We start from the raw sequence: 16,567 nt of genomic DNA, 5'->3' as shown, positions 1-16,567 counted from the left end.
GCACGGTAGCCAGGGCAGGGCGTGGCACGGTGGCGGGGCAGGGCGTGGTGCGGGGAAATCAGGGGCAGAGTGTCGGTTATGTGATTTATGGTGACGCGGGTGGAGAATGCGTTCCAAGTCGACCTACGAGGCGTCGTAGACCTGCTGAGCAGGCACCTGTACTCGAGCCCCCGCGTCTACGTCCGAGAACTCCTGCAGAACGCGGCCGACGCGATCACGGCCAGACGTGCTGAGGAGCCCGGCGCCGAGGCCAGGGTGCAGATCCGCGTCGGCGACGGCGAGGTCGAGGTGCGCGACACCGGGATCGGCCTGACCGAGGACGAGGTGCACACGCTGCTGGCCACGATCGGGCGCTCCTCCAAGCGCGACGAGCTCGGTTTCGCCCGGCACGAGTTCCTCGGCCAGTTCGGCATCGGCCTGCTGTCCGGATTCCTGGTGGCCGACGAGATCCAGGTGGAGACCCGCTCGGCCAAGGGCGGCCCCGCCGTCCTGTGGACCGGCCGCTCCGATGGCCGCTACCAGGTCACAAAGACAGAGCGCGACGAGCCGGGCACCACGGTCACCCTGCGGGCCAGGCAGGACGCCGGCGAGTGGGTGACCGCGCGGACGGTCACCGAGTTGGCCGAGCTGTACGGCTCCCTGCTGCCCATCGACGTCACGGTGAACGGCCGCCGCACCACCCTGGAGGCGCTGCCGTGGGCGGAGCGGCACGCCACGCCCGACGCCAGGCGGGACGCCCTGCTCGACCACGGCGAGCGGCTGTTCGGCTTCCGCCCGCTCGACCTGGTGGACCTCCACGTCAAGGAGGCGGGCCTGACGGGCGTCGCGTTCATCCTGCCGAGCCCCGCCAACCCGGCCGTGCGCGGCGCCCACCGCGTCTACCTCAAGCGCATGCTGCTCACCGAGCGAGCCGACGGGCTGCTGCCCGACTGGGCGTTCTTCGCCCGCTGCGTGGTCGACGCCGCCGAGCTGCGCCCCACCGCCAGCCGCGAGGCGCTCTACGAGGACGACCTGCTCGACCACACCCGCGAGGAGCTGGGCCGCGCGCTGCGGCTGTGGCTGGTACGGCTGGCCGAGACCGACCCCGACGGCCTGCGCGACTTCCTGCGCCTGCACCACCTGGGCGTCAAGGCGCTGGCCCTGCACGACGACGACATGCTCAGGCTGGTGGACCGCTGGCTGGAGTTCGAGACCAGCGCGGGCCCGATGACGCTGGCCCAGTTCCGCACCCGCCACCCCGGCGGCCGCTACACCGCGAGCGTCGACGAGTTCCGCCAGCTCGCCGCAGTGTCGGGCGCGCAGGGCGTCGGCCTGGTCAACGGCGGCTACGTCTACGACAGCGAGATCCTCCAGCGCCTGGCCAGGATCGACCCCGACGCCCGGCTCGAACCCCTCGACCCGGCCGACCTGGCCACCCACCTGGGCCCGGTGGACCCGCGCGAGGAGCTGGCCGCCCGGCCGTTCCTCGAGGCGGCGGCCAAGGCGCTCGACCCGCTCGGGTGCGAGGTCGTGCTGCGCGACTTCGATCCCGCCTCGCTGCCCGCCCTCTACCTGACCAGCCGTGCCGCCGAGCACCACGCGGAGCTGCGCGAGGCCAGGGACGCCGGCGACGAGCTGTGGGCCGACGTGCTCGGCGCGCTCGAGCGCACGATGGCCGCCGACCGGCCCCGCCTGGTGCTGAACCACCGCAACCCGCTGGTTCGCCGGGTCACAGGACTGCCGGAACTGTCGCTGGCCGCCACGGCCGTGCAGGCGCTGTACGGGATGGCGCTGCTGCACGGGCATCATCCGCTGCGTCCCGCCGACTCCGCGGCGCTCAACAGGTCCTTCCTGGGCCTGCTCGACTGGGCCGTCGGGGGTGAGGAGCGTGGCTGAGGACGTCAAGGCGCTGCTCGCGCGGGCGGGCGGCATGCCGTACGGCGAGGCCAGGACGATCCTGGTGGAGCGGGCGCTGAAGGATGCGGAGGCCGGGCGCGACGCCGAGCTGATCGTCGAGGCGAGGTTCGACCTGACGGCCGCCTACCAGCACGGCGGTGAGCCGGCCAAGTCGTTCGCCACGTTCTCGCGCAACGTGGCCGCCTACGACGCGAATCCCGGCTCGTTCGGCGAGTGGCAGGCCTGGCGGCTGCTCTGGCAGTTCAAGTGGATCATGAACGACATGCGGAAGTTCCCCGAGATCCCGCTGTCACGCGCCATGGACGCGCTCGACGACATGGAACGCCGCTACCGGATCGCGGGCGGCACCCTGCACGCCGTGCACGCCCAGCGCTGCCTGATCGCCTGGCACCTGGGCGAGGAGGACGAGACCCGGGCGTGGCTGCGCCGCTGGGAGACGACGCCGCGCGACGACCTGTCCGACTGCGAGGCGTGCGACCTGAGCGGGCGCGCGTACGTGCTGTCGGGCCTGGGCAGGGACGCCGAGGCCGTCGAAGCCGCGGGGCCCGTCCTGGCGGGGGAGATCACCTGCAGCTCCCAGCCGCAGGGCGTGCTGTGCACGCTGCTCCTGCCCTACGTCCGCGCGGGCCGCCTGGAGGAGGCCGCGGCCGCGCACCGCAGGGCCTACCGGATCGTGCAGGGCAAGCCCGGCTACCTCGACGACTTCGGCGACCATCTGGAGTTCCTCGCGCTGACCGGCAACCACGCGCGCGGCCTGGAGATCCTGCGGCGCGAGCTGCCGCTGCTCGAGCGCGCGCCCTCGCCGGCGGCGGCGCGGCGCTTCATGTCGGGCGCCGCGCTGGTGCTGCGCCGCCTGGAGGAGACGGGCTACGCGGACCTGACCGTACGGCGGGCCGAGCGCGACGTGCCCGTGCGGGAGCTGCGCGCCGAGCTGGAGGCCGGGGCGCGCGCGATCGCCGCCAGGTTCGACGCCCGCAACGGCGGCACCGTGAACACCGCCAGGCTGGAGCGGACGCTGGCCGCCGAGCCGCTGGTGGAGTACCTGCCGCTGGTGCCGCACGCCCGCCGCGACCCTGGCGGCGACCCCGACGCCAGCTGGCGACGGGCCGGCGGCGTGGACGACCTGGCCGACGCCGTGGCCGGGTTCACGGCCAGGGGAGACCTGCGCAAGGCCGCCCTGGCCAGGGCCGACCTCTGCCAGGCCTACCTGGACGACGGGCGCGAGCACGAGGCGGCCGAGACCGCCGAGGAGGCGCTGGCGCTGCTCGACGCCTCCGAGACCGACGCGGTCGCCAGGGCCCGCCGTACTCTGGCGCGGGCGCTGCGCGAGCTCGGCGACCACGACGGCGCCGTCGCCGCCTACACCGGGCTGGCGCGGGGCGCCGACCTGCTCGAGGCGGCCGAGCTGCTCAGCGACCTGGACCGCGACCAGGAGGCGGCCGAGGCCTTCGACCGCGCCGCGCGGCTGTTCGACGCCGAGGGCGACCCGCTCGCCGCCGGGCGGGCGCTGGCCAGGCACGCCAAGTCGGTCTATTACGCGACCGACGACAGCCAGGAGATCATGGCGGCCTACGACCGGGCCAGAGCCGCGCTGGCCGCCGCGGGCGACGCGGCCGCCGGGGATCTCGAGGAGCTGGCCGAGGACGAGCGCGTGGCGAGGGAGTGGATCGAGCAGCAGGACGACTGACGTCAGATGACCCGACTGGCGTTGTTCATCCACCTTTGACTCAGGGGTCATGGCCGTGTCAGCGGAGACGGACATACCTGGAGCGTGGACCGCAGATCCTTCCTCGCAGCCGCGTCCCTTCTCCTCCTGCCGACCCCCAAGACCAGGGCGCTGAGCGCGGACCCGTTCACGCTCGGCGTCGCCTCGGGCGACCCGTCCACCGACGGGTTCGTGCTGTGGACCCGCCTGGCCCTCCAGCCGCTGGCCGGCGACGGCCGCGGCGGCATGCCCGGGCGCGACCTCGACGTCGACTGGCAGGTCGCCGCCGACGAGCGCTTCGCCACGATCGTCAAGTCCGGCACGGCCACCGCCAGGGCGGCCGACGCGCACAGCGTGCACGTCGAGGTGGCGGGGCTCCAGCCGGGGCGCGACTACTTCTACCGCTTCAAGACCGAAGGACGGCTCTCGCCCGCCGCCCGTACCAGGACCGCGCCGAGCGGGGCCTCGCCGCTGGCGTTCGCCGTGGCGGCGTGCGCGCACTACGAGCACGGCTACTACACCGCCTACCGGCGCCTGGCCGAGCAGGAGCCCGACCTGGTCGTCTTCCTCGGCGACTACATGTACGAGTACGGGCCGAGCGGCTACACGGCGCTGGCCGGGCGGGTGCGCACCCACACGCCGGGCAAGTGCGCGACGCTGGCCGACTACCGGCTGCGGCACGCGCAGTACAAGAGCGACCACGACCTGCAGCACGCCCACGCGGTCGCGCCCTGGGTGGTCGTCTTCGACGACCACGAGGTGGAGAACAACTGGGCGAGCGGCATCTCCAGCACCTTCGCCCCCGACTTCAAGCGGCGCAGGGCCGAGGCGTTCCGCGCCTACTACGAGAACATGCCGCTGCGCCGTACCGCGCTGCAGGGGGCGGTGCTCAGGGTGAACAGGCGGATCTCGTGGGGGACGCTGGCGCGCTTCCACCTGCTCGACACCCGGCAGTTCCGCGACGACCAGGCCTGCATGGACGGCGTGCGGGCCGGCTGCGACGACCGGCTGTCAGCCAGGCGGACGCTGCTCGGCGCCGACCAGTGGCGCTGGCTGGAGGAGGGGCTGCGCGGCTCCGACGCCCGGTGGAACCTGCTCGGCCAGCAGATCCTCATGGCGCAGCGCGACTACAAGGTGGGGCCGGGCCGCGAGGTCAACCTCGACTCGTGGGACGGCTACGCCGCCGAGCGGACCAGGGTGCTCGGGCACCTGGCGGCCACCTCCAACCCGGTCGTGCTGACCGGCGACGCGCACATGCACCACCTGGCCGACCTGAAGACCGACTTCGACGACCCCGACTCGCCCGTCGTGGCCAAGGAACTGGTCACCACCTCCATCGCCAGCGACGGCGACGGCTACCGGGACAAGACGTGGATCGCCGAGGCGCTGGCGGAGAACCCGCACATCTCCTTCATCGACCAGCGGCGCGGCTACCTGTACGGCAGGCTCACCGCGTCCGAGATCTCCGTGGACTTCAGGACCCTGGACTACATCTCGCGCCGCGGCGCGCCCGCCAAGACCGCCAGGACCGTCGTGATCCCGGCCGAGCAAGCCTGAGAGCCGCCTGTGAAGTCGCTGAAGATCCGCTCAATCCGGCCAGGAGCCGTCGGGGAACTCCCCTGACGTGCCGCTCCGCAGCACCACCTGGTCGCCGTCGGCGAGCCCGTCGGTGATCTGCACGTACTGGTCCGAGCGGACCCCGGTGCGCACCGCCCTGGCCGTGTCCCGCCCCGCGGCCCGCACGGTGACCTCCGAGCTGCCGTCCTGGCGAGGGTGGACCGCCTGGGCGGGGACGTAGACCGCGTCCTCGGCGGTGCCCGTGGTGATCGACACCGCGGCCGTCTGGCCCAGCATCAGGCCCTTCGGCGGCGCGTCGAAGGAGAGCGTCACCGAGTAGCGGACGAGCTGGTCGGAGACCGTGGCCGTCGGCGCGATGCGGGTGACCGTGGCGCGACGGGCGTCCGACGGGCTGGTGGCCAGGGTGACCTGGGCGTGCTGGCCGAGCTTGAGCCGGTTCACGTCCGACTCGGTGACCATGGCCTCGACCTGGAGTTCGTTGAGGTCGCCGAGGCTGACGAAGGTGCCGCTGCCCGAGGCGTCGCCCGCCCCTGCGGCCAGCGACAGGACGGTGCCTGACGCGGGGGCCACGATCTTGGCGCCGCGCACCTGGTCGGCGGCCTGCTCCCGGGCGGACTCGGCGCGGTCGAGGTTGGCCTGGGCCTGGTCCGGCGTGAGGGCGCCCTTCGCGCATCCGGTGGGTTGCTGCCCTGACGGGCGGGCGCTCGGCTTGCCTGACGGGCGGGTGGACGGCTTGCCTGAGGGACGGACGGCCGGCTTCGCCGTTCCTGAGGGCTTGGGGGTGGGCTTCCCCGTCGGCGTGGGCCTTCCCGTCGCGGACGGCTTCGGGGTGGCCGTGACGGTGACGGTTTCCGTGGCGGTCACGGTGACGGTGACCGTGGGTTGCGGCTCCGGCTCGTCGGTGGGAGCCAGGGTCGGGGGCTGCGTCGGGTGCTCTGTCTGGGGCGGGGAGGAGGGGCCGAGGGCGCCGCCCGCCGTACTGGAGCAGGCGTTGTCGAGCGCCTCACGGGCGGCGCTGACGTCGGCCTCCGCGGCCGTGTAGGACTCGCGGGCGGCGCGGCTGTCGGTGCGGGCGAGCACCTGGCCCTTGCGCACGTGCGCGCCCACCTTGACGTAGACCTTGGTGACCGTGCCGGGCGTGCCGAAGGCCAGGTCGCGGCGGGAACCGTCGGCCGTGTTCCCCGCGGCGGTGACCGTGGAGGTGACCGTGCCGCGCTGCGCGGTGGCCAGCCGTACCTGGACGGGCGGCGGCGAGTCGTCACGCATCGCGAACGCCAGGCCCGACCCGGCCGCCAGGACCGCCAGCGCGAGCCCGCCCGTAATCAGCTTCATGGGCGACCAGCATGCCGGGCAGGGATCGAGGCGGGCTGCGAGCGAACTCAGAGTTACCTGTGGGCGGCCGGGGGCGGGCGGGGCTGTCAGCGAACCTTCAGCCGACTCCCGGCTGCGCACCAGTCTGGTGTGCCAGGGTCACCGGCTGTGAAGGTGTCGACCAGGCGCAGAGCGCTGATGACCAACGGGGCGCTCGGCGTGCTCCTGCTGGGCGGCCTCGCGCTCGCCTACGCCCAGCTCGGCACGGGAGGCGCGGCCGGCCGGACGAGCGTGCGAACCGTGACCGCCACCCGCGGCGCGGTCGTGGCCGCAGTGTCGGCCTCGGGCGCGATCGAGAGCTCCCGCAGCCGCTCGCTGAACTTCGCCACCTCGGGCACCGTCGAGAAGATCTACGTCAAGGCCGGGGACACCGTGTCCAAGGGCGACATCCTGGCCAAGGTGGACGACGACGCGGCCAGGGACAGCCTGTCGGCGGCCCAGGCCTCCTACCAGAGCGCGCAGGACGACGGGACCTCCACCGCCCAGCTGCACGCGGCCTACGTCAAGGCCCGCAACGGCTACCGGGAGGCCGAACGCGCGGTGCAGGGCACGGTGCTGCGGGCGCCCTTCAGCGGCACGGTCACCGCGGTCAACGGCAGCGTCGGCGGATCCTCATCCGCGCAGTCCAGCCAGTCAGGACAGACCGCTCAGGCTTCGACGCAGACGGCCTCCGGTGGCTTCATCGACCTGGCCGACACCGGCAAGCTGCAGCTCGTCGGCTCCTTCACCGAGTCCGACGTGGCCGGGCTCAAGGTCGGCGAACAGGCCACCGTCACCTTCGACGCGCTGCCGGGCGTCACCGCCACCGGAAAGATCACCCAGATCGACCCGACGGCCGCCACGAGCGACAACGTCGTCCAGTACCCGGTGACGATCTCCTTCACCAAGGTGCCCGCCCGGGTACGGCTCGGCCAGACCGCCACCGTCGAGGTGGAGACAGGCAGGGCGGAGAACGTCATCGCAGTCCCCTCCACCGCGGTCTCCACCGCCGGCGGCCAGACTACGGTCACTCTGCTGCGGGGCGGCCAGCAGGTGCGGACCCCGGTGGAGGTGGGCGTCAAGGGCACGTCGCTGACCGAGATCAAGTCCGGCGTGCAGGAAGGCGACCAGCTCGTCCCGCCCGCCACCTCGACCACCGGCGGCAACGGGTTCCGGTTCTTCCCCGGCGGCGGCGGGCCCGGCCCGGGAGGCGGCCGATGAGCGCTCCCGTCCTGCGCGTGCGCGACCTCGTCAAGGAGTACGGCGAGGGCGACGCCAAGGTCCAGGCCCTGCGCGGCGTCGACATGGACGTCGAGCGCGGCGACTACGTCGCCATCATGGGCGCCTCCGGCTCGGGCAAGTCGACGCTGATGAACATCCTCGGCTGCCTCGACGTGCCCACCTCCGGCCGCTACCTGATCGACGGCGCCGACGCCGGCAGCCTCGACGAGCACCAGCTCGCGGTGCTGCGCAACCGTCGCGTCGGGTTCGTCTTCCAGTCCTTCAACCTCATCCCGCGCATGACCGCCCTCGCCAACGTGGAGCTCCCGCTCGTGTACGGCGGGCTGGGCATGGCCGAGCGCCGCAAGCGGGCACTGGAGGCGCTGGAGCAGGTGGGCCTCAGCGACAGGACCCACCACGAGCCCAACCAGCTGTCCGGCGGCCAGCAGCAGCGCGTCGCCCTGGCCAGGGCGCTGGTGACCGCGCCCGCCCTGCTGCTGGCCGACGAGCCCACCGGCAACCTCGACACCGCCTCGACCGCCGACGTACTGGAGATCATGGACAGGCTGAGCGACTCGGGACGCACCATCGTGCTGATCACCCACGAGAACGACGTGGCCGCGCACGCCAAGCGCGTCATCCGGCTGGTCGACGGCGAGATCGTCGAGGACCGCAGGCGCGCGCCGGTGGACGGGCCGCCGCCGCGGCCGGCGGAGGCGGGCCGATGAACCCGATCGACGTCCTGCGCTTCGCGCTGCGCGGCCTGGCCGCCAACAAGCTGCGCAGCGCCCTGACCACGCTCGGCATCCTCATCGGCGTGGCCGCGGTCATCATGCTGGTGGCCGTCGGCGAGGGCTCGTCGCAGAGCATCCAGCGCAACATCCAGCGCAACATCCAGCGCCTCGGCGCCAACACGCTGACGATCTCACCCACCTTCAACGGGCGCGGCGGCGAGAACAACGGGCCCCGCTCCCAGGCCAGGCAGCTGACCCTGGCCGACGCCAAGACGATGACCGACAGGACGCTGGCGCCGTCGGTCAAGACCGTCTCGCCCGTGGTCGGGGCCTCCTCCGCCACCGCCGCCTACCAGGGCTCCTCGCACACCATCGCCCAGCTCGTCGGCACCTACCCCAGCTACTTCGAGGCCACCAACAAGCCCGTCACCCGCGGCACGTACTTCTTCAACGACGACGTGACGGCCGCCCGCAAGGTCGTCGTGCTCGGGCAGACCGTGGTCGAGGACCTGTTCGGCGCGCTCGACCCGGTCGGCAGGCAGGTCACGATCTCCGGCGTGCCGTTCACGGTCGTCGGTGTGCTGAAGGAGGCCGGGTCCACCGGCATGCAGGACGCCGACGACGTCGCCATCGCGCCGCTGCCGGCCGTACAGCAGAGCCTGACGGGGTTCACCTCGCTGAACTCGATCGTCGTGCAGGCCACCGGGTCCGGCACGACCACCGCCGCGCAGTCGGAGGTCACCGCGATCCTCGACCAGCGGCACGGGATCACCGCCACCTCGACCGCCGACTACCGCATCCTCAACCAGGCCACGCTGCAGGAGACCGTCAGCGCCGCCACCGGGACCTTCACCGTGCTGCTCGCCGCGGTCGCCGCCATCTCGCTGCTGGTGGGCGGCATCGGGATCACCAACATCATGCTCGTCACCGTCACCGAGCGGACCCGGGAGATCGGCATCCGCAAGGCCATCGGGGCGCCGCGCGGCGCCATACTCGGCCAGTTCCTGCTCGAAGCCACACTGCTGAGCCTGGTCGGCGGGCTGTCAGGGGTACTGGTCGCCTTCGTCGGCACCCGCTTCACCGTCGCGGGCATCCAACCGGTGCTCGTTCCCTCGTCCGTGGCGCTTGCGCTGGGCGTTTCGGTGGCCATCGGGCTGTTCTTCGGCAGCTACCCCGCCAACCGAGCCGCCAAGCTCCGGCCCATCCAGGCCCTGCGCCACGAGTAAGGAGAGTTTTCATGGCTCAGCTGGACGCCTCGCCCTTCCCCGACGACCTGCCCGTCGCGCCGCCGCGCCGCGGGCCGTCCAGGCTGACGCTCGCCCTGGCCGCGGCGGTGGTGCTGGTGGCCGGGGTGCTGATCGGGATCCAGGCGCAGAAGGCTTTCGGCTCGTCCGCTCTGCCCTCTGGTCAGCGTTCCGGCTTTTCCGGCTTTTCCGGGTACGGCGGGCAGTCTCCTGGTGGGCAGTCCTTCGGCGGGCGGCAGGGCTTCGGCGGGGCCACTGTGGGAACGGTCGAGAAGATATCCGGCGAACAGGTATACCTGAGGACCATGGACGGCTCCACGGTCAAGGTCACCACCACCGGCGCGACCACGGTCGAGATCGCCCGGCCCGGCAAGCTGTCCGACCTGAAGACCGGCGGCACGATCGTGGTCCGCGGGCAGAAGGCGGCCGATGGGTCCGTCTCGGCCGTGTCCATCAGCCAGGGGGGAGGCGGGAGGTGACCGTACCTGAGGCCAGGCTGCTGGTCGTGGACGACGAGCCCAACATCAGGGAGCTGTTCTCCGCGAGCCTGCGCATGGCCGGGTTCGAGGTGCTGACGGCCGCCGACGGCAGGCAGGCGCTGCGGGTGGCCGAGCAGAGCGCGCCCGACCTGGTCATGCTCGACGTGATGCTGCCCGACCTGGACGGCCTGGCGGTGGCGGGACGGCTCCGCTCGGGCGGGCGTCGCGTGCCCGTGCTCTTCGTGACCGCCAAGGACACGCCCGAGGACCGCATCGCCGGGCTCGGGCTCGGCGAGGACTACGTGACCAAGCCGTTCAGCCTGGAGGAGGTCATCGCCAGGATCCGCGCCGTGCTCCGCAGGACCCGCCGCGGCGCGCCGCCGCCCAACCGGCTCCGCCTGGCCGACCTGGAGCTCGACGAGGAGACCCACGAAGTCTGGCGGGCCGGGACGCAGGTCAGGCTGTCGCCCACGGAGTTCCGCCTGCTGCACTACTTCATGCTCAACGCGGGCCGGGTGCTGTCCAAAACGCAGATCCTCGACCATGTGTGGAACGCGGACGACCGGACGGACGTCGGACTAGTCGAATCGTACGTGTCCTACCTGCGCCGCAAGATCGACACCGAGGATGCCCGCATCCTCCACACGCTCCGCGGCGTCGGCTACATCCTCCGTCCCCCACGCGAATGACCACCAACCCCACCCACCCCGCGGCCCCCAACCCCGCCGCCCCACAACCGAACACCCACCCACCCGCCGCCGCGCCCCACCTCACGCCGCGGCCCCCCAACGCGCGCCCCCACCCCACCCCGCCCTCTGACACGCCCACCCCACGCCCCAGCCCGTCCGCGCCCTCGCGTACGCCTACCGCGTTCTCGGACGCGTCCACGTCGGCGCCTGGGGAGTCGGCCACCGAATCGGGCGCTCCTGCGGTCACGGGCGGTCCCGCGGCTTCGGGCGGACCGGTGCTCTCCGGTGGGTCCGCGGCGTCATCCGGCGGGAAGGAAACACGCGGGGCCGCCGGGCGGAGGGGACTCGCGGGCGTCAGGAAGCGGCTGGCCAGGGTGCGGAGGTATCTGGCCCGGGCCCCCATCTGGCTGCGCCTGGTGACGGCGACCCTGCTGCTGGTGACGCTGGCCATCACACTGACCGGCCTGTTCGCCGTGCGGCTGCTGCGCGGATACCTGGTCGAGCGGGTCGACCGGCAACTGCACGCCGCCACGATCCCGTGGCACTCACCACGCCCGCCCAAGCTCGAACTCCGCCCCGATCCCAAGCCACGCAGGTTCCCCGGCCTGTTCCACTCCTCGGTCCTGGCCGCCGACGGCTCCCTCATCAGGACCGACGCCGAGTCCACCGAGGACAGCACCCCCCGCCTGCCCAGGCTGACCGCCGCTGACGTGACCAGCCGCGCCGAGCGTCCCTTCACGGTCGACTCCCCGAGCGGCCCCGCCTGGCGGGTCATCGCCTTCTTCGTGCCCGAGGGCACCCGGGTCATCGCGGTCAGCCTCGGAGAGGTCGACGCCACGGTCTCCCAGCTCGCCCTCATCGTGGTGGTGGGCGGCGGCGCGACGCTGGCCGTCCTGGGCTTCGCCTGCTTCTGGCTGGTACGGCGGAGCCTGCGCCCCCTGGCCACCATCGAACGCACCGCCCGCCACATCTCCCACGGCGACCTGACCCGCCGGGTCCCGCTGTGGCCGGCGACCACGGAGGTGGGGCGGCTCGGCCGTACCCTCAACCACATGCTGGGCCGCATCGAGGAGGCCGTCAGCGAACGCGAGGCGGCGGCCGTCTCGGCGCGCGAGTCGGCCACCCAGGCGCGGCGGTCGGAGGAGCTGATGCGCCGCTTCATGGCCGACGCCTCGCACGAACTGCGTACCCCGCTCACCTCCATCCGCGGCTTCGCCGAGCTCTACCGGCTGAGCGGCGAGCAGGACCTGGCAGAGGCGGTACGGCTGCTGCAGCGCATCGAGGACCAGGCGGCGCGGATGGGCCTGCTGGTGGAGGACATGCTCCAGCTCGCCCGCCTCGACCAGCGCCGCCCGCTCGATCCGCGGCCCGTGGACCTGCTGAGCCTGGCCGCGAGCGCGGTCATCGACGCGCAGACCCTGGCCCCCGACCGCACGATCGACCTGCTACGCCTCGACGGCGGCGAGGGACCCGTCCTGGTCACGGGCGACGAGCCGCGCCTGGCCCAGGTCCTCAACAACCTCGTCACCAACGCCCTCACCCACACCCCACCCGGCACCCCCTTCACGGTCGGCGTAGGCGTCTTCGACGGCCAAGCCGTCGTGGAGGTCGCCGACGAGGGCCCCGGCTTCCCGGCCGAGGTCGCGGAACGCGTCTTCGAACGCTTCTACCGCGCCGACCCCGCCCGCAGCCCCGGCGGCTCAGGCCTCGGCCTCTCGATCGCCGCCACCCTCATAGAAGCCCACTCCGGCACCATCACCGCCACCGCCACCCCCGGCCAAGGCGCCCTCTTCCGCATAACCCTCCCCACCCCCTGACAGGTGAGCACCTCCCTTGCCGGAGTCTGACCCACCCCTAACTCCCTGAGAGGCGGTACGGCGAGCCCGCCCCCTCGCACGGCGAGCACCCGAGGGACCCGGCCACGGCGCGGCGGGGGTCCGGCGGCGGAGACGCCGCGACGGGCCCGTCGCGGCGGGCACGTCGTGGTGGGCACGGTGCGGCGGGCACGGGCGTGCGCGTACGGCGCCCGGCACAGGCGCCGCGTCGGCGGGACGTGGTGCGGCGAGGGTCGGCGCCTTGTACGGCGGGCACCCCAGGACTCGGGGTGGTGGGTTGCCGGAGGGCTGGCGTGGTGGGTGGTGAGGGGGCCGGGGGTGGGGTGTGTGGCGAGGCGGGTGAGGGGTGGGCGCTTGGGGCCCCGGCCCGTGCGCCGTGCCGGGGATGGGGTGGCGAAGGCGCATGCAGGGGAGTCGGGAGGTTATTCCTCGATGGCGCCGCCGATGGTGCGGAGGTGTTGGCGGAAGGTGAGGGATGGGTTGTGGTTTCTGGCTGTTAGGAAGTCGGTGAAGCGGACCTGGCTGCGTAGGGACTCGCCCGACTGGATGCGGGTTGCTTGGCGGCGTTCTGTGTCGCGGATCGATTCGGCCAGAGTGCGTAGTTCGGCGGCGCGGGAGGCAGGGAGGAAGACTACGCCGTCGTCGTCGGCTACCACGAGGTCGTCGGCTGTGACGGTCCAGGGGCCTACGGTGGCTGATTCCAGGGCGTCCTTGGGGCGGTCGCCGACGCTCAGGGGGCCCGTGGGGATCGAGCCGAGGCTGAAGACCGGCAGGCCGATGGCGCGAATGTCGGCCGTGTCGCGGTGCAGGCCCCAGATCACCACGCCGGACAAGCCTGCGCCCTTGGCCTCCAGGACCGCCAGGTCGCCTACGCAGGCCTCGTCCAGTCGCCCGCCGTTGTCGACCACCAGGACGTCGCCCGGTTCGGCCAGCTCGTAGGCCTCCAGGAAGACGTCGACGCTGCCGACATGCCTGGCAGGCCGTACCCGGCCCGCCACCCGATCGCCCGGCGTCACGGCCCGCAGCGAGAGGGTACGGACGGGCACCTGCGCGCGGATGCACGCGTCAGCCAGGTGCGCAGTGGTAAGCGATTCGAACATCACGCCCACCAGCCTCGCACACCGCGCTCCGCACACCGCCGTCCGTACAACCCCGCTGCCAGGACACCGCCGCTCGCCTGCTGACCCCCGCACTGCAGGCTGGGCACCGTCCCTACCGACCCACACCGCGCAACGCTGCTGCCAGGACACCGCTGCTCGACCGCTGACCCCCGCGCCGCGAGTAGGGCACCGTCCCTGCCGACCGCACACCGCACAACCCCGCTCCCAGGACACCGCCGCCCGCCAGCTGCCCCCGCACTGCGGGGTTGCGCACTGGCCCCGCCGACCGCACACCGCTCTCGGCGAAGTCAGAAGGCGGTGATCGTAGTGGGGGCGCGTTCGGTGCGGGTGAGGGCGCGTAGGACGTTGGTGGGGCCGTGGCGGCGTACGGCCAGGCGGGTCAGGAGGTCGAGGACGGTTTCCATGGCCGACGGCGGCACCGGAGGGGTGGGGATGTCGACGGAGACCGCGAGGTCGTCGGTGTGGACCACGAGTTCCATCATGCGGGTGATCAGCAGGTCGTCCAGGGTGAGAGCCCATGGTCCCCACAGCGGGATCCGGACGGGCCCGCCCGCGGCGGCCAGGTCGTGCTCGAGGGACGACAGGGCCGAGTCCACCCGCGCGAGAAGAGAGGATGGGCCGTCGGACGCGAGGGCCTCGCCGCCGTCGCGGATGCGGACGTTGATGTCGGCGGAGAGGTCCGCGCCGATCCACGCCACCCGCGCGTAGTGCTCGAGCAGCGGCACGACCGGCTCGGTGGGCGCAGGTTCCGCGAGCGCCTGGGAGACGGCCAGGACCTGGTAAGCGAGGTGTCCGGCCAGCCCGCGCACGCTGAACTCCGGCAGCGCGCTCGGCTCGTCCCACGCGGCCAGGACAGCGGGATCGCGCAGCAGGAGCGCGGCCGCGCGGGCCGTGGCGAGGAAATCGTCCCTGACTCCGGCCATGGCGACACTCCTGAGTAAGGTGGGAACCGTTGTGATACTCAATGAAGAGCAGCTCGAGCTGCTGCGCCGGCCCAGCCTATGCTTCCTGGCCACGTCGATGCCGGACGGTTCGCCCCAGGTGACCCAGACGTGGGTCGACACCGACGGCGAGCACGTGCTGATCAACAGCGTCCGCACCCACGTCAAGACCCGCAACCTGGAACGGGACCCGCGCGTGGCGCTGGCGATCTCCGACCCGGGCAGGCCCTCACGCTACTTCCAGGTGCGCGGCGTGGTGGTCGAGATCACCACCGAGGGCGCGGCCGACCACATCGAGCGGCTGTCCCACAAGTACCTGGGCAAGCCCTACCCCTGGTACGGCGGGCGTGACCAGCAACGCGTGATCTTCGTGATCAAGCCCGAGCGCATCAGCTGAGCGCGTAGCCGAACAGCCCGAACCCGGTGCCCAGCGGCCGCAGCTTGCCGGGACGCAGCCGGGACGACTGCCGCAGCGGCAGGTAGGAGACCGTCCCGTTGTCCGGTGAGGCCACGACCAGGCCGTAGGAAGAGGGTTGCTTGGACAGCAGCCGGTAACGCCCGCCGGTGGCGGGCAGCGTGCCCAGCGTGGCGCCGAAGTCCCGCCCCTTGCCCTTGATCAGCAGGTTGCCCTTATGGGTCAGGCCGCCCGACTTCGACCCCGCCAGCACCTGCACGCCGCGCTCCCCGGGCACGCCCACGGCCAGCTCGTCGAACCCGTCGCCGTTGAGGTCCGCCGCCGCCAGCGCCGCGCCGAACCGGTCGTAGTAGCGCGGCACGCCCTCCAGCGAACGCTGCGACCACGCCTCGCTGCGGGAGGCGCTCAGCCCGTGCGCGGTGCCGTACAGCACGTCGACCGTGCCGTCGCCGTAGTCCATCTCCCGCTGGTTGGCGCTGAGCCCCTCGCCGGGCACGCCGACGGCCAGGTCGGCGCGGCCGTCGCCGTTGAAGTCGCCGCCGGCCAGCGCCGCCCCGAAGGAGTCCCACTTCTCGGACTTGCCCGTGATGCCGGGCGTGCTCTGTGTCAGCTGCCTGGCCTCCCGGCGATGCGGGTCGAGCAGCGTGACCGAGCCCTGCCCGTCCAGCGTGACGGTGTCGGTGGGCGCGCCGACCGCGAGCTCGTCGACCCCGTCGCCGTCGAAGTCGCCGGTCGCCAGCGTCGCCCCCCACTGGTCGGTGACGTTCGCGCGCTGTCCCACCCAGCCGGTCTTCTGAGTGATCGTGTACGGCTTGCGCCCCTTGAGCCAATAGATCGTGACCCCTCCGCCGGTGGCGAGACCCGGCGCGCCCACGGCCAGCTCGTCCCGATGGTCGCCGTCGAAATCCCCGGCGGCCAGCGCCGCGCCGAACCGGTCGCCGTGGACACCGGGCAGCGCCAGCCGCTCACCGGCATGCAGCCCGCCCACGGAACCGTGGTAGATCCGCACCGCACCGTGCCCGTCGGCCCCCGGCTGCCGCTTACCCGCGACCTCTTCGGAAACGCCCACCGCCAGGTCGGCGCAGCCGTCGCCGTCGAAGTCGCCCACCGCGAGCGCCGAGCCGAACGAGTCTCCGCGAGAGCCCTGCGCCAGCTTGTCCGAGCGTCCGTCGCCGTACATGACGGTCACCGATCCGGCCCGCTCGTTGTCGTAGGGGGCGGCCACCGCGAGGTCCGCGCGCCCGTCGCCGTCGAAGTCGGAGGGGAAGCCGCCACAGGAGCGGGCGGCGGCGTGCGAGGGGTTGGCGGCCAGCGGGATGACCAGGCAGGCGGCCAGCAGAGCGTTCATGCTTCAGTCAT

Annotated in this window: 14 protein-coding genes; 10 read left to right on the top strand and 4 right to left on the bottom strand. The window is 72.7% G+C overall.

Annotated elements, in window-relative coordinates; genetic code table 11:
- Nucleotides 1-99: 99 nt before the first annotated feature.
- The 3 genes from KIK09_RS04350 to KIK09_RS04340 all read left to right on the top strand — a co-directional run bounded on the left by KIK09_RS04350 (nt 100) and on the right by KIK09_RS04340 (nt 5,158).
- Nucleotides 100-1,875: an HSP90 family protein gene (locus KIK09_RS04350; protein WP_308163910.1), complete on the top strand. Its 1,776-nt coding sequence runs from the start codon at nt 100-102 to the stop codon at nt 1,873-1,875.
- Nucleotides 1,868-3,583, top strand: coding sequence for a hypothetical protein (locus tag KIK09_RS04345; RefSeq protein ID WP_214317303.1), 1,716 nt, complete (start codon nt 1,868-1,870; stop codon nt 3,581-3,583). The genes KIK09_RS04350 and KIK09_RS04345 overlap by 8 nt, the downstream gene beginning before the upstream one ends.
- 84 nt (nt 3,584-3,667) lie before the next feature.
- A complete protein-coding gene (locus KIK09_RS04340; RefSeq protein WP_214317302.1) occupies nt 3,668-5,158 on the top strand; it encodes an alkaline phosphatase D family protein in 1,491 nt (496 codons plus the stop codon).
- Nucleotides 5,159-5,188: 30 nt separating this feature from the next.
- Here KIK09_RS04340 and KIK09_RS04335 read toward each other — a convergent pair whose 3' ends face one another.
- The gene (locus tag KIK09_RS04335; protein ID WP_214317301.1) at nt 5,189-6,511 is read right to left on the bottom strand and encodes an efflux RND transporter periplasmic adaptor subunit; all 1,323 of its coding nucleotides are present in this window, start codon (nt 6,509-6,511) and stop codon (nt 5,189-5,191) included.
- A gap of 147 nt (nt 6,512-6,658) precedes the next feature.
- Here KIK09_RS04335 and KIK09_RS04330 point away from each other — a divergent pair, with 147 nt between their 5' ends.
- The 6 genes from KIK09_RS04330 (at nt 6,659) to KIK09_RS04305 (ending at nt 12,713) form a co-directional block, all read left to right on the top strand.
- Nucleotides 6,659-7,750 (top strand): efflux RND transporter periplasmic adaptor subunit, encoded by a 1,092-nt coding sequence (locus KIK09_RS04330; RefSeq protein WP_308163908.1) that lies wholly within the window; start codon nt 6,659-6,661, stop codon nt 7,748-7,750.
- Nucleotides 7,747-8,478: an ABC transporter ATP-binding protein gene (locus KIK09_RS04325; RefSeq protein ID WP_214317300.1), complete on the top strand. Its 732-nt coding sequence runs from the start codon at nt 7,747-7,749 to the stop codon at nt 8,476-8,478. The genes KIK09_RS04330 and KIK09_RS04325 overlap by 4 nt, the downstream gene beginning before the upstream one ends.
- The gene (locus tag KIK09_RS04320) at nt 8,475-9,710 is read left to right on the top strand and encodes an ABC transporter permease (protein ID WP_214317299.1); all 1,236 of its coding nucleotides are present in this window, start codon (nt 8,475-8,477) and stop codon (nt 9,708-9,710) included. The genes KIK09_RS04325 and KIK09_RS04320 overlap by 4 nt, the downstream gene beginning before the upstream one ends.
- 11 nt (nt 9,711-9,721) lie before the next feature.
- The gene (locus KIK09_RS04315) at nt 9,722-10,207 is read left to right on the top strand and encodes a hypothetical protein (protein ID WP_214317298.1); all 486 of its coding nucleotides are present in this window, start codon (nt 9,722-9,724) and stop codon (nt 10,205-10,207) included.
- Nucleotides 10,204-10,896, top strand: a complete 693-nt coding sequence (locus tag KIK09_RS04310) for a response regulator transcription factor (protein WP_214317297.1) — start codon at nt 10,204-10,206, stop codon at nt 10,894-10,896. The genes KIK09_RS04315 and KIK09_RS04310 overlap by 4 nt, the downstream gene beginning before the upstream one ends.
- Nucleotides 10,897-11,270: 374 nt before the next feature.
- The gene (locus KIK09_RS04305; protein WP_214317296.1) at nt 11,271-12,713 is read left to right on the top strand and encodes a sensor histidine kinase; all 1,443 of its coding nucleotides are present in this window, start codon (nt 11,271-11,273) and stop codon (nt 12,711-12,713) included.
- A 440-nt stretch (nt 12,714-13,153) separates the two neighbouring features.
- Here KIK09_RS04305 and KIK09_RS04300 read toward each other — a convergent pair whose 3' ends face one another.
- Nucleotides 13,154-13,831, bottom strand: a complete 678-nt coding sequence (locus tag KIK09_RS04300; RefSeq protein ID WP_214317295.1) for an RraA family protein — start codon at nt 13,829-13,831, stop codon at nt 13,154-13,156.
- A gap of 308 nt (nt 13,832-14,139) precedes the next feature.
- The gene (locus KIK09_RS04295; RefSeq protein WP_214317294.1) at nt 14,140-14,775 is read right to left on the bottom strand and encodes a maleylpyruvate isomerase N-terminal domain-containing protein; all 636 of its coding nucleotides are present in this window, start codon (nt 14,773-14,775) and stop codon (nt 14,140-14,142) included.
- Between the two features lie 31 nt (nt 14,776-14,806).
- Between KIK09_RS04295 and KIK09_RS04290 the strand changes: the two genes are divergently transcribed.
- The gene (locus tag KIK09_RS04290; RefSeq protein ID WP_214317293.1) at nt 14,807-15,190 is read left to right on the top strand and encodes a PPOX class F420-dependent oxidoreductase; all 384 of its coding nucleotides are present in this window, start codon (nt 14,807-14,809) and stop codon (nt 15,188-15,190) included.
- Here the strand turns inward: KIK09_RS04290 and KIK09_RS04285 are convergent.
- On the bottom strand, nt 15,183-16,556 hold the full coding sequence (locus KIK09_RS04285) for an FG-GAP and VCBS repeat-containing protein (protein ID WP_214317292.1): 1,374 nt from the start codon (nt 16,554-16,556) through the stop codon (nt 15,183-15,185). The two genes, KIK09_RS04290 and KIK09_RS04285, sit on opposite strands and share 8 nt — an antisense overlap.
- Between the last annotated feature and the right edge of the window lie 11 nt (nt 16,557-16,567).

Source organism: Nonomuraea sediminis (assembly GCF_018531495.1).
GTDB lineage: Bacteria > Actinomycetota > Actinomycetes > Streptosporangiales > Streptosporangiaceae > Nonomuraea > Nonomuraea sediminis.
This window is presented reverse-complemented; position numbering and strand designations above follow the sequence as displayed.

Excerpts from the sequence above, each read along its gene's own strand:
- KIK09_RS04335 (WP_214317301.1), bottom strand. The coding sequence starts at position 6,511 with ATGAAGCTGATTACGGGCGGGCTCGCGCTGGCGGTCCTGGCGGCCGGG.
- KIK09_RS04325 (WP_214317300.1), top strand. The coding sequence starts at position 7,747 with ATGAGCGCTCCCGTCCTGCGCGTGCGCGACCTCGTCAAGGAGTACGGC.
- KIK09_RS04320 (WP_214317299.1), top strand. The coding sequence starts at position 8,475 with ATGAACCCGATCGACGTCCTGCGCTTCGCGCTGCGCGGCCTGGCCGCC.
- KIK09_RS04315 (WP_214317298.1), top strand. The coding sequence starts at position 9,722 with ATGGCTCAGCTGGACGCCTCGCCCTTCCCCGACGACCTGCCCGTCGCG.
- KIK09_RS04300 (WP_214317295.1), bottom strand. The coding sequence starts at position 13,831 with ATGTTCGAATCGCTTACCACTGCGCACCTGGCTGACGCGTGCATCCGC.
- KIK09_RS04295 (WP_214317294.1), bottom strand. The coding sequence starts at position 14,775 with ATGGCCGGAGTCAGGGACGATTTCCTCGCCACGGCCCGCGCGGCCGCG.
- KIK09_RS04285 (WP_214317292.1), bottom strand. The coding sequence starts at position 16,556 with ATGAACGCTCTGCTGGCCGCCTGCCTGGTCATCCCGCTGGCCGCCAAC.